At 35.6% G+C, this 24,241-nt stretch carries 25 protein-coding genes; 5 read left to right on the top strand and 20 right to left on the bottom strand.

Translation table 11 applies throughout. The annotated features are described in order from the left end of the window. Position 1 precedes the first annotated feature (1 nt). Positions 2–910 carry a 16S rRNA (cytosine(1402)-N(4))-methyltransferase RsmH gene (gene rsmH, locus G508_RS0103575; protein ID WP_035694053.1) on the bottom strand — a complete coding sequence of 303 codons (909 nt, stop codon included), beginning with the start codon at positions 908–910 and terminating at the stop codon, positions 2–4. Then, a complete protein-coding gene (mraZ, locus tag G508_RS0103570; RefSeq protein WP_026704034.1) occupies positions 885–1,358 on the bottom strand; it encodes a division/cell wall cluster transcriptional repressor MraZ in 474 nt (157 codons plus the stop codon). Before mraZ ends, rsmH begins: the two co-directional genes overlap by 26 nt. A gap of 408 nt (positions 1,359–1,766) precedes the next feature. On the opposite strand from mraZ, the gene G508_RS0103565 reads away from it, so the two are divergent. Together G508_RS0103565 and yihA are read left to right on the top strand one after the other, a co-directional pair. Next, positions 1,767–2,531 (top strand): alpha/beta fold hydrolase, encoded by a 765-nt coding sequence (locus tag G508_RS0103565; protein WP_026704033.1) that lies wholly within the window; start codon positions 1,767–1,769, stop codon positions 2,529–2,531. A gap of 97 nt (positions 2,532–2,628) precedes the next feature. Then, a complete protein-coding gene (gene yihA, locus G508_RS0103560; RefSeq protein ID WP_026704032.1) occupies positions 2,629–3,246 on the top strand; it encodes a ribosome biogenesis GTP-binding protein YihA/YsxC in 618 nt (205 codons plus the stop codon). An 83-nt stretch (positions 3,247–3,329) separates the two neighbouring features. On the opposite strand, the gene gldC is transcribed toward yihA, so the two are convergent. Both gldC and gldB read right to left on the bottom strand, forming a co-directional pair. Beyond that, the gene (gldC, locus tag G508_RS0103555) at positions 3,330–3,665 is read right to left on the bottom strand and encodes a gliding motility protein GldC (protein ID WP_026704031.1); all 336 of its coding nucleotides are present in this window, start codon (positions 3,663–3,665) and stop codon (positions 3,330–3,332) included. After that, entirely contained in the window at positions 3,665–4,627 is a 963-nt protein-coding gene (gene gldB, locus G508_RS0103550) for a gliding motility lipoprotein GldB (RefSeq protein WP_026704030.1), read from the bottom strand. Before gldB ends, gldC begins: the two co-directional genes overlap by 1 nt. Positions 4,628–4,843: 216 nt before the next feature. Between gldB and nadE the strand changes: the two genes are divergently transcribed. Together nadE and G508_RS0103540 are read left to right on the top strand one after the other, a co-directional pair. Further along, positions 4,844–5,647: an NAD(+) synthase gene (gene nadE, locus G508_RS0103545; RefSeq protein ID WP_026704029.1), complete on the top strand. Its 804-nt coding sequence runs from the start codon at positions 4,844–4,846 to the stop codon at positions 5,645–5,647. A 91-nt stretch (positions 5,648–5,738) separates the two neighbouring features. Next, on the top strand, positions 5,739–6,368 hold the full coding sequence (locus tag G508_RS0103540) for a response regulator transcription factor (RefSeq protein ID WP_026704028.1): 630 nt from the start codon (positions 5,739–5,741) through the stop codon (positions 6,366–6,368). Here the strand turns inward: G508_RS0103540 and dnaG are convergent. From dnaG to G508_RS0103495, 7 genes are all read right to left on the bottom strand, one after another. After that, positions 6,365–8,347, bottom strand: coding sequence for a DNA primase (gene dnaG / locus G508_RS0103535; RefSeq protein ID WP_026704027.1), 1,983 nt, complete (start codon positions 8,345–8,347; stop codon positions 6,365–6,367). The two genes, G508_RS0103540 and dnaG, sit on opposite strands and share 4 nt — an antisense overlap. Positions 8,348–8,776: 429 nt before the next feature. After that, entirely contained in the window at positions 8,777–9,832 is a 1,056-nt protein-coding gene (locus G508_RS0103525; protein WP_026704026.1) for a V-type proton ATPase subunit G, read from the bottom strand. Between the two features lie 29 nt (positions 9,833–9,861). After that, the gene (locus tag G508_RS0103520) at positions 9,862–10,587 is read right to left on the bottom strand and encodes a hypothetical protein (RefSeq protein WP_026704025.1); all 726 of its coding nucleotides are present in this window, start codon (positions 10,585–10,587) and stop codon (positions 9,862–9,864) included. Then, positions 10,574–11,134 (bottom strand): RNA polymerase sigma factor, encoded by a 561-nt coding sequence (locus tag G508_RS0103515; RefSeq protein WP_026704024.1) that lies wholly within the window; start codon positions 11,132–11,134, stop codon positions 10,574–10,576. Before G508_RS0103515 ends, G508_RS0103520 begins: the two co-directional genes overlap by 14 nt. Positions 11,135–11,289: 155 nt before the next feature. Beyond that, positions 11,290–12,267, bottom strand: a complete 978-nt coding sequence (locus tag G508_RS0103510) for a polyprenyl synthetase family protein (protein WP_026704023.1) — start codon at positions 12,265–12,267, stop codon at positions 11,290–11,292. Between the two features lie 255 nt (positions 12,268–12,522). Further along, a complete protein-coding gene (gene rlmN / locus G508_RS0103500; protein ID WP_026704022.1) occupies positions 12,523–13,566 on the bottom strand; it encodes a 23S rRNA (adenine(2503)-C(2))-methyltransferase RlmN in 1,044 nt (347 codons plus the stop codon). Between the two features lie 62 nt (positions 13,567–13,628). Continuing rightward, the gene (locus G508_RS0103495) at positions 13,629–15,893 is read right to left on the bottom strand and encodes a T9SS type A sorting domain-containing protein (protein WP_026704021.1); all 2,265 of its coding nucleotides are present in this window, start codon (positions 15,891–15,893) and stop codon (positions 13,629–13,631) included. A gap of 97 nt (positions 15,894–15,990) precedes the next feature. On the opposite strand from G508_RS0103495, the gene G508_RS0103490 reads away from it, so the two are divergent. After that, on the top strand, positions 15,991–16,632 hold the full coding sequence (locus G508_RS0103490; RefSeq protein ID WP_026704020.1) for an O-methyltransferase: 642 nt from the start codon (positions 15,991–15,993) through the stop codon (positions 16,630–16,632). Positions 16,633–16,673: 41 nt separating this feature from the next. On the opposite strand, the gene G508_RS0103485 is transcribed toward G508_RS0103490, so the two are convergent. The 9 genes from G508_RS0103485 to G508_RS0103445 all read right to left on the bottom strand — a co-directional run bounded on the left by G508_RS0103485 (position 16,674) and on the right by G508_RS0103445 (position 24,219). Continuing rightward, the gene (locus G508_RS0103485; protein ID WP_026704019.1) at positions 16,674–17,243 is read right to left on the bottom strand and encodes a phosphatase PAP2 family protein; all 570 of its coding nucleotides are present in this window, start codon (positions 17,241–17,243) and stop codon (positions 16,674–16,676) included. After that, positions 17,243–17,614: a Sec-independent protein translocase subunit TatA/TatB gene (locus tag G508_RS0103480; RefSeq protein WP_026704018.1), complete on the bottom strand. Its 372-nt coding sequence runs from the start codon at positions 17,612–17,614 to the stop codon at positions 17,243–17,245. Before G508_RS0103480 ends, G508_RS0103485 begins: the two co-directional genes overlap by 1 nt. A gap of 91 nt (positions 17,615–17,705) precedes the next feature. Then, complete coding sequence (locus tag G508_RS0103475; RefSeq protein ID WP_026704017.1) at positions 17,706–19,931, bottom strand: M1 family metallopeptidase; 2,226 nt, start codon at positions 19,929–19,931, stop codon at positions 17,706–17,708. A 63-nt stretch (positions 19,932–19,994) separates the two neighbouring features. Further along, positions 19,995–20,498 (bottom strand): DUF6702 family protein, encoded by a 504-nt coding sequence (locus tag G508_RS0103470; RefSeq protein ID WP_026704016.1) that lies wholly within the window; start codon positions 20,496–20,498, stop codon positions 19,995–19,997. A 12-nt stretch (positions 20,499–20,510) separates the two neighbouring features. Further along, a complete protein-coding gene (locus G508_RS19425) occupies positions 20,511–21,311 on the bottom strand; it encodes a carboxypeptidase-like regulatory domain-containing protein (RefSeq protein WP_051197428.1) in 801 nt (266 codons plus the stop codon). Then, entirely contained in the window at positions 21,301–22,053 is a 753-nt protein-coding gene (locus tag G508_RS0103460) for a peptidase associated/transthyretin-like domain-containing protein (RefSeq protein ID WP_026704015.1), read from the bottom strand. The genes G508_RS19425 and G508_RS0103460 overlap by 11 nt, the downstream gene beginning before the upstream one ends. Further along, the gene (locus tag G508_RS0103455; RefSeq protein ID WP_026704014.1) at positions 22,043–22,753 is read right to left on the bottom strand and encodes a hypothetical protein; all 711 of its coding nucleotides are present in this window, start codon (positions 22,751–22,753) and stop codon (positions 22,043–22,045) included. Before G508_RS0103455 ends, G508_RS0103460 begins: the two co-directional genes overlap by 11 nt. Continuing rightward, positions 22,743–23,498 (bottom strand): hypothetical protein, encoded by a 756-nt coding sequence (locus tag G508_RS19420; RefSeq protein ID WP_051197426.1) that lies wholly within the window; start codon positions 23,496–23,498, stop codon positions 22,743–22,745. The genes G508_RS0103455 and G508_RS19420 overlap by 11 nt, the downstream gene beginning before the upstream one ends. Further along, positions 23,488–24,219, bottom strand: coding sequence for a hypothetical protein (locus G508_RS0103445; RefSeq protein WP_026704013.1), 732 nt, complete (start codon positions 24,217–24,219; stop codon positions 23,488–23,490). Before G508_RS0103445 ends, G508_RS19420 begins: the two co-directional genes overlap by 11 nt. Positions 24,220–24,241: the final 22 nt, after the last annotated feature.

Below are 24,241 nucleotides of genomic sequence, written 5' to 3'. Positions count from 1 at the left end.
GTTAAATCTTTTCAGCAATTCTCAACTTTGCACTTCTCGCTCTATTGTTGATTCGGATTTCCTCATTTCCTGGAACGATTAATTTTCCGATGGTTCTGAATGGAACTGAGAAGTTACCAAAGAAATCACGTTCTGGTTCACCTTCAAACATTCCGTTTTTGATAAATCTTTTTACCAATCTATCTTCTAAAGAATGATAGGAAATCACACTCAATCTCCCTTCTGGATTTAAAATCTCCAATGATTGCTCCAAAAATTCTTTTAAAACATCCATTTCTTGATTCACTTCAATTCTGATTGCCTGATACATTTGAGCTAGAATCTTGTGACTTTTATGGGCTGGTAGAAATCTACTTAAAACCGTTTTCAATTGTTCGGTGTTTCTAATTTCCTCTTTTTCTCTTGCTTCCAAAATCACTCTTGCAATTGCCGGAGCATTTTTTAATTCGCCATAATCCAAAAACACACGACGAAGATTGGCTTCATCATATTCGTTCACCACTTTATAAGCACTCAAATCATTTTTCTGACTCATTCTCATATCCAATTCGGCATCAAAACGAGTAGAAAAACCCCTTTCGGCGACATCAAATTGATGAGACGAAACACCTAAATCAGCCAGAATTCCGTCAACCGATTTAATTCCATGGAAACGTAAAAATCTTTTTATGAACCTGAAATTCTCATTTATAAGTATAAACCTTTCATCTGGCAAGGCATTCGCCAAAGCATCTTCATCCTGATCGAAAGCAAACAGTTTTCCGTTTGGACCCAATCTGCTCAATATTTCTTTTGAATGACCACCCCCACCGAAAGTCACATCCACGTAAACTCCATCTGGTTTGATATTCAAACCATCAACAGTTTCTTTCAATAAAACCGGATTATGATATTCCATTGTCGTCGTCATTTAAATTTCCCATTACTTCTTCTGCCAAATCTGCAAAATCAATATCATCATCTCCAATTGATTTTTCATATAAATCCTTGTCCCAAATCTCCACAATGTTCACTTTTGATGAAAGCACCACATCTTTTGAGATTTTACTGAACGAAACAAGGTCTTTCGGAATCAATAACCTTCCCAGATCATCAATTTCAATCACTTTTACACCCGCCATAAACTTTCGAATGAAATCGTTGTTTTTCTTATTGAAGCGATTCAGTTTGTTAATTTTTAACATCATCAAATTCCATTCTGCCATTGGCCAAAGTTCAAGACAAGCATCAAACACAGAACGCTTTAGCACGAAACCTTCCTGCAAAGACGCCGTCAATTGCTTCTTCAAGGGCGATGGCAACATCAGCCTTCCTTTAGCATCAACTTTACATTCGTATGTCCCGATTATCGTATTCAAGTCGTTCAGATTTGTTTAAGGACAAAAATATAAAAAATAATACCACATTTTACCACTTTATCCCACTTTGTTGATAAGTTTTACCACTTGCGTATCAAAAAGCTTAGCTGTTCGATTTCAGATTATTAGAATTTCTTTGATTATATTTTAATGATTCAGTGAATTTGGAAAATAATTAGCAACAATCAGTTTATTTTTGCTCATCAATTGGTTTATCTTCAATAGCAGAATTACATCAGATATAATTACAAATTTTAACTTGGATCATTGTAATTGTTAAAATCTTACAAATCATTTTCAAGTAAATTGCATAGTTGTTAAATAATAAAGAAGTAAAAAATAGTTTTTACCCATAAAATCATATATTTGTTGTTCCTGAAATTTCGGGATAAAAATGCCAAAACAACAATGGAACACGAGTTAAAAAAAGACGGAAAATACAAATATTACGAAGCTGGTGAAGGAACACCAATCATCATTTTGCACGGTTTAATGGGAGGCTTGAGCAATTTTGACGGGGTTGCCAATTTTTTTCCAAAATATGGCTATAAAGTAGTAATTCCAGAATTGCCAATCTACACCCAAAGTATTCTTAAAACAAATGTTAAGGCTTTTGCCAAGTATGTAAAAGATTTCATCACTTATAAAGGTTTTGACAGGGTTATTCTTCTTGGAAATTCTCTTGGCGGGCATATCGCTTTGTACCATACGAAAATGTATCCTGAAAAAATGCTCGGACTTATAATCACAGGAAGTTCAGGTCTTTATGAAAGTGCAATGGGCGACAGCTATCCAAGAAGAGGCGATTATGACTATATTCAAAAGAAAGCAGAGGATGTATTTTATGACCCAAAAATTGCCACTAAAGAAATTGTTGACGAGGTTTATACAATGGCCAATGATCGAATAAAATTAATTAAGACCTTAACAATTGCTAAAAGTGCGATTCGCCATAATATGGCAAAGGATTTACCAAAGATGCACGTTCCAACTTGCATCATTTGGGGCAAAAATGACAAAGTGACACCTCCTGAAGTTGCAATAGAGTTTGATAAACTACTACCAAATTCTTCCTTATATTGGATTGACAAATGTGGCCATGCTGCCATGATGGAACATCCTGATGAATTTAACGAAGTGATGCACAATTGGCTGAAGAAAGCAAATTTATAACACTACTGAATGACAAAAGACCACTATTTTACTGAATTTGATTCAGAAAAGTAGTGGTCATTTTTTTTGACTAACTTTGCCCAAATCTATTGAAATAATGAAAATTAATACCGCCGAGTTTATAATAAGTAATTCTGAAGTTGCAAAATGCCCAAAAGATCCAATTCCTGAATATGCTTTTATTGGGAGATCTAACGTTGGGAAATCTTCGTTGATTAACATGCTGACGAACCATAAAAATTTAGCAAAAACTTCTGGAAGACCAGGAAAGACTCAACTTATTAATCATTTCAAGATCAACAATAATTGGTTTTTGGTCGATTTGCCGGGTTATGGATATGCAAAAGTTTCAAAAAAAACCAAATCTGTTTTCCAGCAGTTTATTACTGATTATTTTGAAACAAGAGAACAATTGGTTTGTGCTTTTGTCTTGATAGATATTCGTCATGAAGCTCAGAATATCGATATTGAATTTATGAACTATATGGGCGAAAGCGAAATACCTTTCTGCATCGTTTTTACTAAAGCAGACAAGATCAGCAAGACAAAAATCGACTCACATATTGCAGCTTACAAAAAACAAATGTTTGCTAATAATTGGGCCGAAATGCCTCCTTATTTTGTTACTTCATCTCTTGATGCAATTGGAAAAGAAGAGCTTTTAGATTACATCGGAGAAATTAATGATGAAATGTTTAAGAATAATTTGTTGTAGACAATACTTTTAAACAAATTGCACCAATTTTCACATATCAATTCGTGAAAATTGGTGCAATTCGTATTTAATTCCTAAAGCTTCTACCCCTTCAACTCCATCTTCTCTGCAAAATAATCGCAGAAATCCTTCATCGTATCGGTCATTTTTTCATCATCGGTAGCACGCTGAAAAGTATCGGCCATAGCCACAAGCGTTTGATGGAAAAATTTTTTCATTTCGTCTACCGGCATGTCTTTCGTCCACAAGTCGATTCTCAAGGTTTCTTGGGCTTTACTGTCCCATATTGACAGCATTAGTGCTTTTGCTTCTTCAGCATCCACTCCGCCATCTTGAGCCGTCCAGCTCAGTTTTTCGGGAACTCTATTTTCGTCTAATTCAACTAGGAATTTTATTTCTGAGGTAATTGTATTGGCCATTATTTCTTTGGTTTATATTTTGATTTATTAAAAATTTCAACAGCATCCATCTGCAAAAGCTGCTCTAAACTGACATCATTATTTTTTGCAAACGAACGAACAATTTGCCATCCCACCCAAGTTCCAACTCTACCTGGTGTTTCATTATCTATCTCCAGATAGAATTTAGAAAAGGGAGCTTTATTGATAAAACGATTTCCTAATCGAGAATCTGAATCATATAAAAGATTCCCTTCAATAAAATAACGCCACATGTATTCTTCATTTTCATCACACCAAGCAATTTGTTCTTGTGTGTATCCAATTTTGTCGGCATCAGAAACGTCCGGAATTAGCAAGTCCTTAATATAGAGTTCCTTTCCTGCAAAGACCATCTGGGATAGTAAATTTTTAGTGGCTGGTTCCGATATCTTTCCTGTACTAAAAGCCGAAACAATATCAGGCATCAATTGTTGCTTTTGAAAATTTTGACGTAGATAGGCAGGAAATTCACTTTGATAGTATTCATGATCTTTCCCTAAATACAATTCCATTGAAATTAAAAGCAAATTACCGGTGTAAATCACCTTATTATTATAGTCCATTTCTCCAATCACTGTTATAACTTCTGGCGTTTGGGTTTCTGGAAAATAGTACTTTGCATGTCTAAAAACATCCTCTATCGCCGTTTTCTCAGATCCAAAATCACCAAATGTCTTTTGAACTTCTGCATATAATTCCCTCCACAATGGATTACTCATTTTTTCAATCCAAACCTTATCTTCCACACCATCGGGGAAAAATTCGGGATATAGTTTTTTAATTTTTGGCAAATCAGCTACTGGCGTCTCAAAGAAAACTTTATCAAATCGTTCTACTTTTACTTCAAGTGGAATTTCTTCAACTTGCTTTTCGACCTTTGATTTCTTGTCGCAAGAAGCCATAATAATAATTAAGGAACAAAGTAAAAATGCCTGTTTCATGAATAGTTTTGTTTTTACAACCAACAATTACGAAGTTTCGTAAGAAAACCCTTTAGACCAAGCCTTCAGCGAAATAAATTATCCCAATAAGTAGGTATAATCGCCTAATGTTTTAGTGAAATTCCGTAACAATCAGTATTTTTGTTTTTTATAATTTTAACCACTTTAAAATACAGTGCAAATATACACTGCTGTTTTTTTAGATATCAAAATATTATGCAAAAAAAGAATTCAATTGCTATTGAAAAAGTAAATGAACATATTGTAAATTGGTTGAAAACCTATGCAACTAACGCAAAAGTGAACGGTTTTGTTGTAGGAATATCTGGAGGTGTCGATTCGGCTGTTACTTCGACACTTTGTGCTCAAACTGGCTTGAAGGTTTTATGCGTAGAAATGCCCATTCATCAAGATCCGAAACAAGTTAATCGTGGACAGGAGCATATTGAACAATTGAAAAGCCGGTTTCCGAATGTTACCAATGTGATTGCAGATTTGACTTCGACATTTGAAACGTTCAAAACAGCTGTTCCTGAAACAGATGATATAGCAAAACTAAATCTATCGCTTGCCAATACTAGAGCAAGACTACGAATGACTACCTTATATTACTTTGCTGGAATTCATGGCCTTTTGGTTGCCGGAACAGGAAACAAAGTAGAAGACTTCGGTGTTGGTTTCTATACCAAATATGGTGATGGAGGAGTAGATTTGAGTCCAATTGCTGATTTGATGAAGAGTGAAGTATATGCTTTAGGCGAATATCTTTCCATACCACAGTCTATTTTGAAAGCAGCCCCTACAGATGGACTATTTGGTGATGATAGAACTGATGAAGATCAACTTGGAGCGAGTTATGACGAACTAGAATGGGCAATGATTGCTGATGAACAAGGAAGAACTTCAGATGAATTTTCTGGCAGAGAAAAAGTTGTTTTTGAGATATATAAGAAATTAAATACAATAAACCAGCATAAAATGCTTCCTATACCTGTTTGCAACCTTCCAAATCAATATTAATAGTAATTTTTTAACATTATTATAACAGTATTTATTTTTTTTATTTAACTTTACATGCCCAAATTGATTAACGTTTCTTAAATTTATTATTATGATTAAAGTAATTATAGCAGATAATCAACCTGTAGTTCGATTTGGAATTAAATCGTATTTTAAAAATCATTCTGATGTAAGTATCTCAGGAGAAAGCAATGATTTTTCCGAAGTTTTAAGTACTTTGAAAAACAAGGATGTTGATGTCTTAGTTCTAGATTTAGAACTTGAAGGTCTAAAAAGTGTGAACGTTATTAAAGCGATGGTTAAAGATCATCCTAAAACCAAGATACTTATTTTCACCAATCTTTCTGAAACCATGTATGCTCCAAATCTCTTGAAAACAGGAGTTGCTGGATTTATTCACAAAACGGAAAGCTTAGAAAGCTTAGAGTCAGCAATTATCAATGCTTCAAAAGGCGAAGTTGTTTTTAGCGAATTGGTAAAAAGAAATATCGCTATGGCAGCCAAACTTCATAAAAGCGAACGCCTTTACAGAAAACTATCTACAAGAGAATTGGAAGTTTTAAGGTATTTGAGTGCTGGTAAAAAGAACCACGAAATATCAGAAATTCTTGGATTAAACGAAAAAACAATCAGTACCTACAAATTGAGATTGCTCAATAAATTGAATGTAACGAATCTTGTTGATTTGGTAAACAAAGCCAAAACATTGGATATCGTTTAGTGATAACGAGACATTACTCTTCCTAATTTAGAAGAAAAAGAATTAATTAATTTATAATAATCCATAGCCGTTGAAAGGATTTCAGAATTATCAGCACTAGGTTCTGGCGATATTTCTCCTTTTAATTCTTCGATTATTTTATCCACTAAAAACCATCGTAACGTCAGTATTGTTTCAGAAACATACTGACTTATGGACTGGTTTTTTTGTTTTACGATAATGTTCTGGGCTTCCCAATTATGAAGCGCTACTTTTTCATCTTCCATCAAAATATCAGTTACTTCCTGGGCAAAATCTTGGTTGAGTTGCATCAAGTAATGCTCCATATTGAAGTTTTCGGCTTGATGAAAATAATTAATAAGGTCGTTATAAATTTCTCTAAATAGCGGATTGGCAAGCTCTACCTCATCTTCCTGAAGGCTCAAATAAATTCTTTGATAAACCTTATAATTCTTCTTTTCGGTAACGGTTTCAATATCACCTTCTTCGTTTGCCCTCATCAAAACATCTTCAAATTCATCCTCAACATTTCCGTAGAGCAACAAAATTTCGATTATTTTTCGTTCTAAACCATAAAGAATATCTACTTTTTCTGGAGTGACAGCCTCATCTTCAGACTTAATGACGTCAAATGCCTTTTGCTCTTGCTTCAGCTTCTTTCCAGTTTCAGTTATGTCTTTCTGAACGAGTTGAGCAAGGGTGCTCACCAAAACCTGCTCTGAAATATCCATAATCCTAGAACATTCCTGAATGTATATTTCCCTTTGAATTCGATCTGGAATCTTCGAAATACTTACGACAATTTCCCGAATCAAATCGGCTTTTTTTACCGGGTCATTCTTGGCATCATCCATCAAGAGAGAAGCTTTGAATTGGATAAAATCCTTTGCATTGGTCTCCAAATAAGCTACTAAATCTTCGTAGGATGTTTTTCTGGCAAAACTATCTGGGTCGTCTCCCTCAGGAAAAGTACAGACTTTTACATTCATTCCTTCCTCCAAAATCAAATCGATTCCACGGATGGAAGCCCGAAGTCCGGCAGCATCGCCATCAAACAACACGGTAATATTTTTGGTCAATCTATTAATCAATCGAATCTGATCTGGCGTCAGGGCCGTTCCAGAAGAAGCTACTACATTCTCTATTCCGGCCTGGTTGAACTGAATTACATCAGTATAACCCTCAACCAAAAAACAATTGTTTTGCTTGGCTATGGCTTGCTTGGCTTGATAAATTCCGTACAAAACCTTGCTCTTATGATAAATATCGCTTTCGGGCGAGTTCAGGTATTTTGCAGCCTTTTTATCATTTGTCAAAATCCTACCACCAAAACCCAATGTTCGTCCCGACATACTTTGTATCGGGAACATTACTCTTGCACGAAAACGATCTAATAATTTCTGATCGTCTTTTACAATCGTCAATCCCGTGCTTTCAAGGAACTCCAATTTATAGCCTTTCCCAAGAGCTTCTTTAGAAAAAGCATCCCAAGATTCTGGCGAATATCCCAACCCAAATTTCTTGATGGTTTCGTTAGAAAATCCTCTTTCCTTGAAATACGAAAGACCGATGGCCTTGCCTTCATCTGAATGCAAAAGCGTGTCGTGAAAATATTTCTGGGCAAATTCAGAAACCAGAAACATACTTTCCTTCAAATCAACATTGGCTTTTTCGGCTTCCGTCTGTTCGGTTTCTTCAATTTCGATGTTGTATTTTTTTGCCAGATAGCGAATGGCTTCCGGATAGGTAAAATGTTCGTGCTCCATCAAAAAGGCGATGGAATTCCCTCCTTTTCCAGAACTAAAATCCTTCCAGATCTGCTTTACAGGCGATACCATAAACGACGGAGAACGCTCGTTAGAGAACGGACTCAATCCTTTAAAATTACTTCCAGCTCTTTTGAGCTGAACGAAATCGCCGATAACCTCCTCTACTCGGGCGGTTTCGAAAACAGTATCTATGGTATTTTTGGATATCACTTTTGCAGAAAAAATTCAATAGTTGAGAGGCTCAAAGATACAAAGTTTTTGGGTCTATAAAATAATAAAGGCTCACTCAAGAGGTTTGCTGTTATCCATTAACTGTCGGGAAGCAAATCAAGGAGTTGAAAAATTCAAATTCGATTGGCGGAAGCCGACAAACCCCTTGAAAAGTCTAAATTCGCATGGCGGAACTCAACCAAGGCCTTGGAGCGTTCAAATTTGCTTGGCGGAAGCCGACAAACCTCTTGGGAACCTTTTTGAAAAATGGTTTACCTCCAAAGCGAATAACAGAAGGCTTTCTCTCAATAAAAGATTTTTTTTCAATATGTTTTCCTAAATCAATCAACAAAAATCCGTCTGCAAAACAAAAAAAGTGCCTCCGGAAAGAAGCACTCTTGCATTATAAACTAATAACTAATCAAACTTTTAATTTAAGTCGAAACGAATTCCTAAAGAAATATTATTTTGGTCGATGGCATTGTCTTTAAATAAAGGACTCAAATCGTATTTTAGATACAAACTGGTTTCTTTATATCCGATGTAAGTACTGACTCCGTAAACAAAATCATTGACATTGAAACTCCCTTTGGTTACTTCCTTGGTTTTATAGCCATCAATATCATATTTGATGATTTGTTTCGATTTTACATTCACACCTGCATAACCTCCAATTCCAAAGCGAACACTTTTATGAGATCTGAAAACAGGTTTCCCGTCGTGTTCTATTTTTTTGCTGAAATCAAATTCTAAATGAACCGGAACTACAAGATTTAAATTACGAAAACGAGAATCTTTCATATTTACAGGAGAAGTTTCAAGATCAGTTGTTGTTCCATTGTCTACAAACAATCGATTATCTGTAGCACGAAGGTTGTTATACTGAAAAGAAAAACCATATTTCAGATGCAAAAGGTTGCTATTTTTTGCCAAACGTGTGTTCCATGTAGTTCCCCACTCATAAAAATGGGATCCCCAATATCTAAAATCTGAATTGGCAACAGCTCCATCGGTTACGAGATTATTGACACCTGCTGCAAAAACGAATTGTGAAGTGGTTCTTCTTTCAGAAGTTATATTTTGTATCGAATCCCTTTTTCGCACATCCTTTTTCCAACTATCAGATCGCCAAACAAATCTAAATTTTTTAATAGTATCAGGGTCTTTTATTTTTCCATCTACTTTTTGTTGTACAATCTCTTTTAATTCAGATTCATATTGAGCTACTTTTGTTTCAATATTGTTCGATCTGATTTCGGCCAATTGCAATTTCTTTGCATCTCCTTCTTTATAGGTTAATTTTCCAGCTTCTACTTCCTTGTTTACCTCGTCAACTTCTTTTTTAAGCAACGCTTTTTCTTCTTTGGTTACAAGTTCAATTTTTTTAGCAATGTCTCTAACTCTTTCGTCGAAGGTTTCTTGGGCAGACACTTTAGTTACTAAAAGGCATGCCGATACTGCTAAGTAAATGGTTAAATTTCTCATGATAGTTTTGTTTTAAAATGATTGATGATTTATTCTTGGTTTCGTGTGGTTAGTGCCACTTTTACTTCTTGATAATTTTTAGTTACCGATTTGATTACTTTTTGCCTGAAAGAAAGCTCCAACTCACCATCTACTTGCGAAAGCAAATCGCTTGAATTTACTCTAACAGTAGCCTTGTCTTGAAAAAGCTTGTCTTTCTTGTTTTTCTTAACTGCCGCCAAAAGCTCGTCAACATTGGCATAGTCAGATTTTTGTGGTGAGGTTTCAGTTGTCAGTTGTCCATTATCCGCTATTTGTTGCTGCTTTTCAACAATTTCATCTTGATGACGTACAACAGTTTGGTTTTGATTGATTGAATTTTGATTGATGATTGAGTTTTTATGCTTTTTACTTAATTTGTTTTCTGTTTTTGCTACAGTTTGTTCTTCTTTCGGAGTGATTGTCTCCGTTTTAACGACTTCCTCTTCAGAAGGAATTATGGTTGTTTCGTTTACTATTGGTGCTTTTTCAACATCAATCAATTCTTCTGTTTGACTTAAAAAAACTGTAACAATTAATATAAATCCAAGAAAGCTTGCCGCGATGTGCATCCAACTGAAACCTCTTTTTGATTTTTTCTTCTCCTCAACAGTATTGTTCGAGTCGGCAACCGCAAGCATTGCATCAAGACGGTCCCAGGCGTTTTCAGAAGGCTTGATTTCCCTGCTGTTTAGCTTTTCTCTAAACTGGTTATATATATTATTATTCGGTTCCATTGTCATAATTCTTTAACTTGTTAATCTGTTCCTGCAACATTTTCCTAGCATGCGATAACTGTGATTTTGATGTTCCCTCATTAATCCCTAACATCTCGGCGATTTCCTTGTGCTTATAACCTTCGATGGCATAAAGGTTGAAAATCATCTTATAGCCATCTGGCAAACTATCTATCAACGATTGAATATCTTCTACAGAAAAATTGCTTTCGATGTTGTTGAAACTTTCTTCCTTATAATATTCGTCTTCCAGAAAGCTTACTCTTTTTTGGGCTCGGATAAAAGATATGCTTTCATTCACCATAATTCTTCTAATCCAACCTTCGAAACTTCCTTTGCTTTCAAAATTCTTCAGGTTGGTAAAAACTTTCATAAAAGCAGTAATCATAATATCTTCTGCCTGATGAACATCTTTTATATATTGACGGCAAACGCTTAACATTTTAGGCGAAAATTTAGAATATATTTGATGCTGAGCGTGCCTGTTGTTTTCGGCAGCCTGTCGGATCAAATCCTTTTCGTCCTGATGTAAATTAATTACCTTCAACTTTGTTTTTGTTTTGTTTTTGATTGAAATCCTGTTTCTAACCGACTTCTATTACATAGACGAGAAGGGTTGAAAAATGGTTGCATAAAGAATTAAAAAAAGTGCTAAAAAATATTTTAATTCAGCAAAATCAATACTTTACAGCGATAAAAAAATTATTTTTTTCTTTCGATAACGTAGTTGACCATCAAGGTCAAAGCATCTTTGTATGGAGAATCTGGATAATTTTCGATTAGAGATAAGGCTTCCTGTTGGAATTCTACCATTTTATCTTCGGCATACGAAAGTCCGTTATTGTTTTTTACAAATGCAATAACTTCCTTCACCCTTTTTTTATCCTTGTTATGATTTTTGATCGAATTGATAAGCCAATCCTTTTCCTTTTTTGTGCAGTTGTTGAGAACATGAATCAAAGGCAAGGTCATTTTTTGTTCCTTGATATCGATTCCTGTTGGCTTTCCGATGGCATCATCTGTATAATCGAACAAATCATCCTTGATTTGAAAAGCCATTCCGATTAGTTCGCCAAATTTTCGCATATTCTCTACCTGAACCTCATCTTCAATTACCGATTTAGCACCAAGAGCACAACAAGCAGCAATTAAGGTAGCGGTTTTTTGTCGGATGATTTCGTAGTAGACGTCTTCGGTAATGTCCAGACGGCGTGCTTTTTCTATCTGAAGTAATTCGCCTTCACTCATTTCGCGAACGGCTACGGAAATGATCTTTAACAAATCGAAATCGCCATTGTCAATGGAAAGCAATAACCCTTTAGAAAGCAGATAATCGCCAACGAGGACGGCAATCTTGTTTTTCCAAAGCGCATTGATGGAAAAAAAACCTCTTCTTCTATTGGAATCGTCCACCACATCGTCGTGAACCAAAGTTGCAGTATGAATCAATTCAATTACCGAAGCACCACGATAGGTTCGCTCGTTTACCGTTCCGCCCGAAAGCATTTTGGCGGTTAGAAAAACAAACATCGGTCGCATTTGTTTTCCTTTTCGGTTGACAATATAATAGGTGATGCGGTTGAGCAAAGCCACTTTTGAAGTCATGGAATCTTGGAACTTCTTTTCGAAAAGTTCCATTTCCTTTTGAATGGGCTGTTTTATTTGCTCGGTAATTTTCATTGATGGCAAATATACGGCTATTGATTTTAAAATTAAAAGATTTAAAGATTGAAGGATTAAAAGATTTGGGCTGTGATTAGCGTGAAAGTTTAAAGAATGCCTAAAGATTTTTCCCTAGCCCCGTCCCGAAGCTTCGGGAGAATTGGAAATCCTTTTCTTTTTTTTCTTAAAAAAAAGAAAAGATTGGGAACGAAAAGCGGGAAAATGTCCCGAAGCTTCGGGATGAAAATGCCCTAACGATTTGCTCCTAAAAAACTATGCTTCTTTATTAGCCAATTGTCCACATGCGGCATCGATGTCTTTTCCACGGCTACGACGTACTTTTACTACGATTCCGGTGGCTTCGAGTGCTTTAATGTAGGCATTTATAGATTCCTCTGAAGCTTGCTGGAACTCGCCATCGTCGATGGGGTTGTATTCGATCAGGTTGACCTTGCAGGGAACATATTTACAGAATTTCACGAGTGCATCGATGGATTCCTTGTTGTCGTTAATGCCTTTCCAAACCACATATTCATAGGAAACCTTGCTTTTGGTTTTTCTATACCAATATTCTAATGCTTCGCGTAAATCGGCCAGTGGAAAATTCTTGCTGAACGGCATGATTCGAGAACGAATTTCGTCGATTGCGGAATGAAGGGAAACGGCAAGTTTGAATTTTACTTCATCGTCTGCCAACTTTTTAATCATTTTTGGCACTCCTGATGTTGAAACCATGATGCGCTTTGGTGACATCCCCAAACCTTCTGGCGAAGTAATCATTTCGATGGCTTTGAGCACGTTATTGTAGTTCATCAACGGTTCGCCCATTCCCATAAAAACGATGTTGGACAAGGGATGGTTGTGGTACAAACGGCTTTCACGATCGATGGCTACAACTTGGTCATAGATTTCGTCTGGACCAAGGTTTCGCATTCTTTTTAATCGTGCGGTTGCACAAAAATTGCAATCGAGACTGCAACCTACTTGGCTCGAAACACAAGCCGTTGTTCGGGTTGCGGTTGGAATCAGAACGGATTCTACCACAAGACCGTCGTGAAGGCGAACGGCGTTTTTCACAGTTCCGTCCTCGCTTCGTTGCATTTGGTCGACCTTGATGTGGTTAATGACAAAATGTTCTTCGAGCATCTGGCGTGTTGGTTTTGCTACATTGGTCATGTCATCAAATTGATGAGCTCCTTTGCTCCAAAGCCATTCATAGACCTGATTACCGCGAAAGGCTTTGTCTCCATTGGAAACAAAAAATTCACGCAATTGGTCTTTTGATAATGCCCTGATGTCCTTTTTCTCGATTTGCATGGTGCAAAAGTACTGAAATTGTTTTGCATAAAAAAAGGGAGCTAAAATGCTCCCTTTTTGTATTATTCTTTTATAAGTTTGAAATTCTTGGTTTTGTTTGAAACCACATCGGTTACTTTTAAAAGGTAAACGCCTTCTGCATTACCAGATAAATCAATTTGATGCTGGTTGCTATTTGAGCTTCCTTTTTTGATGGTTTGTCCTAATAGATTATACACTTCAAATTGAAAATCCACAGTTGTATCAAATTTCAAATTGAAAATTCCGTTTGATGGATTTGGATATACTTTTAAGAAATTTGCAGAAGCAAAATCATCTGTAGAAAGGTTTTCAGAAGCTCCAAAGGTTATGGATTCCCCACTTCCGAAATCACCTCCTTGGATAATGATGACATTATCTGTCGTTTTTAGTGAATAACTTCCGAAACCATAATCACAACAAATTCCGTCAGCGGCATCATCATTAATCGTAAAAGTGTAGCAGCCATCAGCTGGCAAATCAATTGTTTGGTTTATGGTAGTTTCATTAGGATAATTTCCGCCAGAAGCAACGACAACATCATTAGCATCTTTTACGTCCCAAGATGTTTCATCACCATAATCATCAGTATTCAACTGAAAAACTACTTGAGTGGTTTCGTATGTTGTCACTGTACTAAAATTAAATAAAGTTGTATTGTCGCTTGGAAATCCGTCAACTGTTCCGTTTGGACTTTCAACGGTAGCATTGAAAGTATTTTCGCCATTTGCAACTGTTAAAGTTCCAACTGCAACATCTGCACTTTGTCCTTGTAACAGGTTACCAGTCCAGTTGATTGTGGTTTGGGGATTGGTATTCAAATTGTATTTTAGTGTAGCCGATGTTAAAACACTGGAACCATTATTCGTTATTTTTATCGAAGGCGTAATTTGAGCACTACACAATGGGGCAGTAATTCCAACAATTGAAGCTTTTGCATTTACGGCATACACCACATCTGGAGGATAGACATCTGTAGTCATCAAATTAGTGTTTGTAGGATCCAGCCAATCTTTTAATCTTGATGCTGCTGTTGTTCCTGTATTCCAAGACGTATTGAATCTCCCATAATCATCTGACCCACCATTATCCACAATTCCGCTACAAGCTGCCGAACCTCTCCATAATTGTCCAATAATTCTACCTTGATGGTTAAAAAGTGGAGAACCTGACGAACCTCCTTCAGTAACACCTTGAGTCCAATCGTTTACCTGCCAGTAGTTTCCGTTATCATTAAACGAAGATGGAGCTCCGTTATCTAAACACACTTTCATAATCGCTCCAGCAGGATGGTGAATCCCAAAAACCGATGGTGGTGCAGTTGTACTTCTATCCCAACCGGCCCATTTCACATCCCAAGTGGACGGAATTGCATTGTTTATTTGAACCAGACAAAAATCCGACTCATAACGTTTTGCCTTTAAAGTTGCACCACTGATGGTTAAATACCCCGTCGTGTTGGTACTTTGCAAATTTTGAGCACAAACTGGGTTGGGACTGATCCACTTGAATCGGAACGACCAAGTTGCAGGATTAGAATAGCAATGATTTGCAGTCAAAAAATAAGGAGTTCCATCGTTACTGGTATTGTTGATCAAGGCTCCCGTACAAAAACTATTGTTATTGGTTATCATTAAACCAACCGATTTTTTGTTGATGTTTTTCATGGAATCAATGCTTCCCATTACACAATCGACATCGTAGTTGCATTTTCCAGCCGAATTCAGATCATCATCAACAGCTTTTAGATTTTCGTCAGATGTTCTATAACCATGAACTACTTTAAAAATTTCCAGTTTCCCTTTATCTAGTTGAGCTTTTGGTTCGAAATATTCCAGCCAAATATCAGCTCCGTTTACCAACCATGTTCCTAAAACCCTTTGATCATTATTTTGTTTTGCATCATAGGCTCCTAACAAATCCGTATGTGTACTATTATAAAGATATAGTGTTGCTCCTTCGGGCATATAAAAATCGCTAAAGATAAAGTTCATCGTTTTTGCACCTTTCGATTGAAAACGGATTCTCCAAATTCTATCGCCATTGTCCAATGTGGTCCATTGTCCTGAATTCCCTAGGTTATAATCTACAATGATTTCTTGTCCAAAACGCCAAGGCAAATCTTTTCGCTGGTCGTTTATTGCATCTTCGGCCTGTAATGTTTTTAAATCAATTTCTGGAAGTACTATCGGAGCTAATTTTTGTTTATACTCCAAACTCCAACTTACTGGCTTTCCTTCATTAGTAACCTGTGCATGCATTTCTAAAAAGGAGATTAGAATACAGAAAATGGTAATCTTAAATTTCATTATGTAACAAATTAATTAATTTTTGTAAAAATATAAAAAAATATCAGATATGAAATTATAATCCTTCCATTCTTTATCTTTGCAAAAAAAGGAAGAAATGCATTTTATATCCCAAGAATTAGAAGACTACGTTTCCAATCATTCTGAAAACGAACCCGCACTTTTATCTGCCTTGAATCGTGAAACACATCAGAAAATTTTATTACCACGAATGCTGAGCGGTCATTTTCAAGGACGTGTTTTGAGTATGCTTTCAAAATTAATACGACCTGTAAATATTTTAGAAATTGGCACTTATACCGGTTATGCTACTTTATGCCTTTGTGAAGGAATGCAGAAAAATGGAACCGTTGATACAATCGACATCAACGAAGAATTGATGGATTTTCAGAAAAAATATTTTGATTTATCTGATTGGAAAAGCCAAATCTTTCAGCATTTGGGAGATGCCACTGAGATTATTCCAACTTTAGATAAAAAATATGATTTGGTTTTTGTGGATGCCGACAAGGAAAATTACCTTACCTATTTTGAAATCATTCTTCCTAAAATGAACAAGGCCGGTATTATTTTATCCGATAATGTGTTGTGGAGCGGGAAAGTTTTGGAGACACCAAACCCTAAAGACTTAAGTACAAATGTTTTATTGGAATATAATAAAAAATTAAAAGAAGACCCTAGAGTCGAAACCGTCTTGTTACCAATTAGAGATGGATTGACTGTTAGTCGGGTGCTATAAAAAAACAAAACGCTTTCTAATTGAAAGCATTTTTGTTTTGTTTATCGGTCGGTCAAGTTGTATTTTGTATGCAAATAGCAGAATAGTTTGTAAAATCCAAATCCACTCATCAATCCGAAGGCATAACCTGCCAGAATATCACCCGGAAAATGCAATCCCAAATAAATTCGGGTATAGGCAAAAAGAAGTGGGAAAAGAAACATTAAAAAGGCGTATTTATAGTATTTTCTTAAAATTAAAAATAAAATTAAGGTTGAACCGCTAGAATTGGAAGCATGCCCTGAGAAAAAGCTCCAACTACTGCTCGATTTCACAACACGAATCATATCTTTTAAACCTGGATCATTTACGGGTCGGAAACGTTCGACAGTATTTTTGACCAAGTTGGTCATTTGATCTGTGAAAACAAAAAAGGCTGCCAAAACCAAAACCAATAATAAGAATTGTTTAGGGGTTATTTTTTTTAGGAGTAAAAAAATAAGCAGTAAAAAATAAGGCCACCAATTGAGTTGTTTTGTAATATGGAGAAAAAAAGCATCCCATCTTTCAGAGCCCAATCCATTTAGGCAAACAAAAAGATTACGATCAAGTTCTATTAAATAGTCTAACATTATCGCTGTCTTTTGATAGGTCCCGTCATGTCTTCGATATTTTCCTTGGCTTTGCTGATCTCAGATTCAATATCACCAGTAATAGAACTGATATTTAACGGATTCTCTGGCGTGTTTTCACCAACCATCTTATTAAATCCTTGCTTTACATTATCAATTTCTTCGGTAAATCCACCCGTCAAGGTTTTCCTGTCTAAACCGCTATCTTCGGCACTTCTCTGGATTTCACTTTTAATATCGTTTGTTGCATTTTTCAGCTGGGCCATTCCTTTACCTAGAGTCCTAGCGATTTCTGGTACTTTATCAGCACCAAAAAGCATCACGACAACTATAATAATAAAAAATATTTCTGAACCGCCTATTCCAAACATTTTGCTTCTTTTTGAGAGTGCAAAGTTAACTAAAATTTGGTTTTAGGCTTTGCCAATTATCTTAAGATTTTCCTATTTAAATGAAATAACATTAGTCAAATTTTGACTTCGTTGTTTCGTTTGGCCAACTATTATTTGTGGTATCAATATCAGCAGTCAATAGTTTTGGATCGATAACAATTTTTGAAATTTTCTTTTCTGTTGCAAAAATACGGTGTACTTCCTTGTCATTCATGCGCCAAATTTGTGCTGGAAACGAATGGTTTTCCGTTGTTCCATCTTCGAATGTAAGTTCGACCAACAAAGGCATCACCAATCCTCCAGGCTTATCAAATGCTACTTGATAAAAATACTTTGGAGCTTTTAGCTTGCTTCTTTCTTCTTCGGTAAAATTGGACTTCAAATATTCGTCAAGGGTTTTAACATCTTCAACTTTCAAGGCTTTGGTTTTTCCATGATTGCTATCTTCTACCAAATACACCATTTTTCCTGTCAAATTAAACCTTCTTCGTCTCGAAGGCTGCTCCACTTTCAATCCTTCAGGAGCTTTATCCGTTACAACGAAACTTTTCACTTCTTTTATGCCAATGTCATTCACATCTGTCGTATAAAACCAGCCTCTCCAAAACCAATCCAAATCTACTGCCGAAGCATCTTCCATCGTTCGGAAAAAATCCTCAGGTGTTGGATGTTTGAATTTCCATCGATTGGCATAGGTTTTAAAAGCATGATCAAATAATTCATGCCCCATAATCACTTCTCGTAACATATTGAGTCCTGTTGCAGGTTTTGCATAAGCATTACTTCCAAATTGACGGATACTTTCTGAATTGGTCATAATAGGCTCCAAGCCAGACTGATCACCACTCATATAAGGAACGATCAATCTCGCCGGACCTCTTCGAAATGGATAATCGGCTTGAAATTCGGTTTCAGCAAGATATTGCAAAAAAGTGTTCAATCCTTCGTCCATCCAAGTCCATTGACGTTCATCAGAATTGACAATCATCGGGAAATAATTGTGTCCCACTTCGTGAATAATCACACCAATCATTCCATATTTTGTACCATCTGGAATAGTACCGTCTTTTTCTGGTCGTCCAAAATTCCAGCAAATCATAGGATATTCCATTCCTTGATCCTGTGCATTTACAGAAACCGCTTTTGGATAAGGATAATCAAATGTATATTTTGAATAGCTCCTTAGCGTATGAGCCACAACTCTTGTAGAATATTCTTCCCATAATGGATTTCCTTCTTTTGGATAAAGTGATGCCGCCAAAACATCTTTTCCACCAAGTTTTACCGCCATGGCATCATAAATGAATTTTCTAGAAGTTGAAATTCCAAAATCACGCACATTTTCGGCCTTGAATTTCCAAGTTTTCTTTTTATCAGAGAATGATTTCTCGGCTTTTTCAGCTTCGGCTTGAGTAACGATTATCACAGGATTGTCATACGATTTTTCGGCTTGAGCCAATCTTTTCAGTTGTTCTGGTGTAAAAACTTCATTTCTGTTTTGCAAAACTCCTGTCGCTTCCATGATGTGATCGGCTGGAACCGTGATATTTACTTCATAATTTCCAAACGCTAAAGCAAATTCGCCACTTCCCCAAAATTGCATGTTTTGCCAACCTTGAACGTCATTATAAACTGCCATTCTAGGAAAAAACTGAGCCAAAACATATAAATTATTTCCATCTTCAAAACGCTCATATCCAGAACGCCCTCCATCAACCATATAGTTATTGATGTTGTACCACCATTTTATAGAAAACGAAATTTTCTCGCCATGCAACAAAGGTTTTGGCAAATCGATTCGCATCATGGTTTCGTTAATCACATACGGTAACGCTTTTCCGTTGACATCTTTTACGAATTCGATATTGAAACCGCCTTGAAATTTTTCTTCTAAATAATTTTTTGAAAACCCTTGAACACTTATAGCAGGATCTACTTTATTGCTGCTTTTCTTTTTGGTAACCGAATTCGGATTGTGTGAATTTTGATCCAATTGCAACCACAAGTAATCCAATTGTTCTTTGGCATTGTTATGATAGGTAATGGTTTCCACACCACTCAATCGTGCATTTTTATCGTCCAGCTCGATATCCATCTTATAATCGGCTTGTTGCTGATAATATTCTGGACCTGGAGCTCCCGAAGCCGTTCGATACATATTTGGTGTCGCCAAAAGATCATACATCTGGCGAAATTTATCGACATTGACTTCGGAATTTTGTTTTTCAGTATCATTTTGCTGTGCATTTGAAAATTGAAAAACTAGGATAAAAATCAGGGAAATATATTTTTTCATATAACTAAAATTGATGCCTAAAAAAATGCAAAAGGCTAAAAGTACTTATTTTTAGTGAAAATTCTAAAACTTTAAGATATCTGAATAATTTTCACCTTCAAACATCATACTTTTCTTTTTGCCGTTAATATTAGTTTGGATGATATTTTGCTGATCAGAATTCAAATCAAGTAGTACTTTATTTTCGATTTCGATCGAACTAATCTTTGAAACTTCATTTATTCTAAGGTAACTAACCACCACATTATTATCAATTTCCTTGCTCAAAAACTGAATTGGCTTTGCTTTTCCGTTTATTTTGATAGTAAAATTATCTTCAAGGTATTTTTTCAACATCTTCAGGTCTTCTTCATTTTCAGATGTTTCCCCAATATTGGCTCTTTTTTTGAAGTTTTTTTCAAGTACAACATTCAAATCGTCCATAAAAATTCGGGAAGTTATTTCAACCCTTTTTTTATCTGAAACAAAATTGATCTGATAAATGGAAACATAGAATTTGTGCACCCCAAAAGAGGACAAACTCAATAATAAAACCATCAAAAACAGTAGGAATCCTTTACTTTTCATGCTTCAAAAATACTATTTCTTTTCGAGCGACTTGATATATTCGGGTTTTTTAGAAATTAAAAAATCGATCAATTCAAATTCTTTGTTGGCATAAAGAAGCCCTTGTGCTTTTGGATCATTTTCGCAAAAAGCCAGAAAGAGTCCAATCTCGTCTTTCTTGAGTTTCAATGTATCTCTGAAAAAAGTTTCCGGCAGTTTTTCCTGAACCGCTTCTGGAAATATTTTGGTAGAAGTATATTCTGCTTTCTTTTCTGTTTTTTTTCCTTTGAATAAACCGAACATTTTTACAATCTTGATTAAATCAGGCTGATAAAGCGTCTCAACATGTCCTGCCCCACGAATAGCGGTATTGGTTACTGAAGTTTTGTCATCAGCCTCAAACTCTTGAACCAATGCATCTTTCATGTTTACAGCCATATCCAACTGCGTGACTTTTATATTTTTAGCATCTTTTTCCAAATCACCAGTCAACGAATTTGGATCAATTATTACTTCATCCAATTGAGTAATATGGCTTTCCAATTTGATCTTTAACACCTTCATTTTCATATCCGAAGCATCGAGAACAACCGATCTTGAAGAATAATTCATGCTGGAAAACACCAACGTATCTTTTTCCCTGGCATATAAAGTAAAATGACCCTCATTGTCGGAAACAGCATATCTATTGGTGGTTTTATTGGTAATCATGATTCCTTCTACACTAATAGAATCAGCAATGATTTGACCATCCAGAATTTCTCGCGGTAGCTGTTGTGCAAAAAATAACTGGGTCATAAACAATAAAACGATGGTAAGTGTACTATTTTTCATTTGATTTTTTTTTATATTCCTGTGCAAGTCCGCCAATCAGGAAGGTTGCCAAGAATTTGTTTTTGGAATTAAGGGCTTCTATAAATCGTTCATTATAAATGATATAATATTGAAAAGATTTGATGGCTTCTTTCTCTATTTTTAATTTTTCGGTGTAATAACTTTCTTCAAATAAAGTATTGAGTTTGCTTAGAAGAAACTCTTTTTGCTCCACTTCAACTTCTTTCTTCAACATTGCCGTTCTTCCCGACATCCAATTGAAAAGTGGATCTAAACCAATCGATCCTCCCATCATCGTTCCAACGTTTGCCGTAGGATATAATCCTGTGGCGGTTTGTAGTCTTCTTTCGGCAGGAGTATACACTTTTGCAGGTCGGGATAAAATTCCAAGACTCACAGCGTTTATATTCGAAAAAACTCGAACCTCAACTTCTTCCAGCTCATTGATTTTAGATGTCATTTCAATTATCAAAAGATCCGAATTATAATCTTCAACTTCAATAAATTTTCGCATAAAATCCAAATGAACTGCCGAAAAAACCAGCAAATCTTCGGGTTGGATCCAAATGCTAAATTCACCTTTGCTATTGGTCATTACTTCCTTTTCACTAACCAGATTCACAACCTTGACACCCCCAGCCGTTGCATCTTTCACCACAACTTTACCTTTGATAAGCTTTGGTTCCTGACCAAAAGTTATCTGACAAATCAAAATGAAAGCGAAAAGGATTCTATTTCTCATTTATCGAATTGTATTTTGCAGCAATTTCTATCAATAGAAATGAAGCCAATGTTTTATCTTTTGATTGCAAAGCTGCTGCAAATCGGTTATCTTCTACAAGAAAATAATGAAAGCCTTTAATGTTTTCTTTTTCGATATTTAAATTTTTCAGATAAAACTCATCCGAATATAATCCCTCCAACTGTTCCAATAAAAATTCTCTTTTTTCTATTTCGACACCTTTTTCAAGCATCTTGGTTCTTCCTGAGATTAAGTTAATCAGAGCGTCAATTGGAGAGCTTGTTGCTCCAAACAATCTTCTTTCAGCTGGAGTATATTCCTTTGCTGGTTTTGACAAAATCCCTAAAGCTACAGCATTTATATTCGAATAATTTTTAACTTCAACTTCGTCTAATGCATTGATTTTGGAGGTCATTTCTATTACCAAGACACCTTTTTCATAATCCTCTTGCTCAACTATCTTTCGCATATAGTCCAAATGTCCTGCCGAAAAGACCAACAAATCATCAGGGCTTACTAAGATAGTAAATTCTCCTTGATTGTTTGTTATGGTTTCTTTGTCTTTTGTTAGATTAATCACATGAATATCATTGACCATTGCATCTTTCACTATAATTTTTCCGCTGATATTTTTGCCTTCTTGTGAAAAAGCAATGTGCACGACAAACACCAAAAAAAAGAGAATACTACTACTTTTCATTTGAAATTAAATTATTATAATCTACCGAAAGTTGGCTCATGACAAACGCGATTTGCGATTCATTGCTTTTATCCAAAACAGCAACAAATGCATCATTTTCAATCAGATAATATTTAAAACTATCCACAAAATCAGCATTGATTTTTAGTTTTTCCGTAAAATATTCTGCTGCATACATTTCTTCGAGTTGAGACAGATACTGCAGTTTCCTTTCCGTTTTGATTTCTTTTTTCAATCTTTTGGTCCGACCATTAATAGCATTCAACACTGGGTCAAAAGGCATCGAACCCCCTAAAATACTCAACAAATGTATCGGTTTGAAATCGCCTGCTGTTTTCAATCTTCTTTCGGCTGGAGTATAGGTTTTGACGCCATTTGTAATTCCGAGACTTTCAGCATTCAAATGTGAATGATCCACAACTTCCACTTCATCAAGCTGATTGATTTTGGAAGTCATTTTAATAACTAAAACCCCAGATTCAAAATCTTCAGCTTCAATTATTTTTCGCATATAATCCAAATGATTAGCCGAAAAAACGATCAAATCTTCAGGTTTTGCAAGAATTGAAAAGTAACCGAGACTATCTGAAATTGTTTCTTTTTCGTTGGATAAATTCAGAATCAGGACACCTTTTGGAGTGGCATCTTCGACAACAATTTTGCCATGAAGGAGCTTTTCGTCTTGAGAAAAAACGAAATTTGTGAACAACAATAAAAAAATAGGTAGCGTAAAATTATTCTTCATTGGCCATCATTTTTTTATATTTAATTGCCAGTTGAGTCAAAACAAAATCTCGAAGTGTGGTATCATTTCCTTCAACCAACTCTACAAATCTTTTATTTTCGACTAAAAAATATTGAAATCCTTTGATATAATCCGCTGGAATTTCAAGCCTATTGATTAAAACAACATCTTCAAAAAGTTCTTCGATTAATTTCAGCCATGCTTCTTTTTTTTCGGTTGCAACATCTCGTTTTAACTTTGCAGTTTTGCCAGAAAAAAAGTTCAAAACCGGATCTACCGATAAAAATCCTTTACTCGCTGCTTTCAATTTTCGCTCGGCTGGTGTATATTTTTTTTGATTGGCAGAAACAATTCCAAGTGAAACCGAATTGATGTGATTGTAATTAACTACTACAACTTCGCTCAATTCCTTGGCAACGGTTTCGAGTTTCACGAACAACAAATCCTTCTCCAAATCTTCTTCACAAATCAACATCTTCAAACCTTTGATATTCGTTCCCGAAAACATCAAAGTATCGCCTTCCTTTGCTTCAACCGTAAAATAACCACCCGTTTGAGTTCTTTTGAATTTTTCGGTTTGAACATTGATCACATCAATATCTTCCAAATCATACAAATCAACTAGTATTTTCCCATTCAAGAGTTTTCGCGCTGTTTCTTGTGACCAGCTATTTGGCACAATAATCAGAAAAAAAATAAAAGCGATCAGGAATCTTTTCATGTGGAAGAATCTACTATAAAAT

It is taken from the genome of Flavobacterium soli DSM 19725, assembly GCF_000422705.1.
GTDB lineage: Bacteria > Bacteroidota > Bacteroidia > Flavobacteriales > Flavobacteriaceae > Flavobacterium > Flavobacterium soli.
This window is presented reverse-complemented; position numbering and strand designations above follow the sequence as displayed.

Excerpts from the sequence above, each read along its gene's own strand:
- rsmH (WP_035694053.1), bottom strand. The coding sequence starts at position 910 with ATGACGACGACAATGGAATATCATAATCCGGTTTTATTGAAAGAAACT.
- G508_RS0103565 (WP_026704033.1), top strand. The coding sequence starts at position 1,767 with ATGGAACACGAGTTAAAAAAAGACGGAAAATACAAATATTACGAAGCT.
- yihA (WP_026704032.1), top strand. The coding sequence starts at position 2,629 with ATGAAAATTAATACCGCCGAGTTTATAATAAGTAATTCTGAAGTTGCA.
- gldC (WP_026704031.1), bottom strand. The coding sequence starts at position 3,665 with ATGGCCAATACAATTACCTCAGAAATAAAATTCCTAGTTGAATTAGAC.
- gldB (WP_026704030.1), bottom strand. The coding sequence starts at position 4,627 with ATGAAACAGGCATTTTTACTTTGTTCCTTAATTATTATTATGGCTTCT.
- nadE (WP_026704029.1), top strand. The coding sequence starts at position 4,844 with ATGCAAAAAAAGAATTCAATTGCTATTGAAAAAGTAAATGAACATATT.
- G508_RS0103540 (WP_026704028.1), top strand. The coding sequence starts at position 5,739 with ATGATTAAAGTAATTATAGCAGATAATCAACCTGTAGTTCGATTTGGA.
- G508_RS0103525 (WP_026704026.1), bottom strand. The coding sequence starts at position 9,832 with ATGAGAAATTTAACCATTTACTTAGCAGTATCGGCATGCCTTTTAGTA.
- G508_RS0103520 (WP_026704025.1), bottom strand. The coding sequence starts at position 10,587 with ATGGAACCGAATAATAATATATATAACCAGTTTAGAGAAAAGCTAAAC.
- G508_RS0103510 (WP_026704023.1), bottom strand. The coding sequence starts at position 12,267 with ATGAAAATTACCGAGCAAATAAAACAGCCCATTCAAAAGGAAATGGAA.
- rlmN (WP_026704022.1), bottom strand. The coding sequence starts at position 13,566 with ATGCAAATCGAGAAAAAGGACATCAGGGCATTATCAAAAGACCAATTG.
- G508_RS0103495 (WP_026704021.1), bottom strand. The coding sequence starts at position 15,893 with ATGAAATTTAAGATTACCATTTTCTGTATTCTAATCTCCTTTTTAGAA.
- G508_RS0103490 (WP_026704020.1), top strand. The coding sequence starts at position 15,991 with ATGCATTTTATATCCCAAGAATTAGAAGACTACGTTTCCAATCATTCT.
- G508_RS0103485 (WP_026704019.1), bottom strand. The coding sequence starts at position 17,243 with ATGTTAGACTATTTAATAGAACTTGATCGTAATCTTTTTGTTTGCCTA.
- G508_RS0103480 (WP_026704018.1), bottom strand. The coding sequence starts at position 17,614 with ATGTTTGGAATAGGCGGTTCAGAAATATTTTTTATTATTATAGTTGTC.
- G508_RS0103475 (WP_026704017.1), bottom strand. The coding sequence starts at position 19,931 with ATGAAAAAATATATTTCCCTGATTTTTATCCTAGTTTTTCAATTTTCA.
- G508_RS0103470 (WP_026704016.1), bottom strand. The coding sequence starts at position 20,498 with ATGAAAAGTAAAGGATTCCTACTGTTTTTGATGGTTTTATTATTGAGT.
- G508_RS19425 (WP_051197428.1), bottom strand. The coding sequence starts at position 21,311 with ATGAAAAATAGTACACTTACCATCGTTTTATTGTTTATGACCCAGTTA.
- G508_RS0103460 (WP_026704015.1), bottom strand. The coding sequence starts at position 22,053 with ATGAGAAATAGAATCCTTTTCGCTTTCATTTTGATTTGTCAGATAACT.
- G508_RS0103455 (WP_026704014.1), bottom strand. The coding sequence starts at position 22,753 with ATGAAAAGTAGTAGTATTCTCTTTTTTTTGGTGTTTGTCGTGCACATT.
- G508_RS19420 (WP_051197426.1), bottom strand. The coding sequence starts at position 23,498 with ATGAAGAATAATTTTACGCTACCTATTTTTTTATTGTTGTTCACAAAT.
- G508_RS0103445 (WP_026704013.1), bottom strand. The coding sequence starts at position 24,219 with ATGAAAAGATTCCTGATCGCTTTTATTTTTTTTCTGATTATTGTGCCA.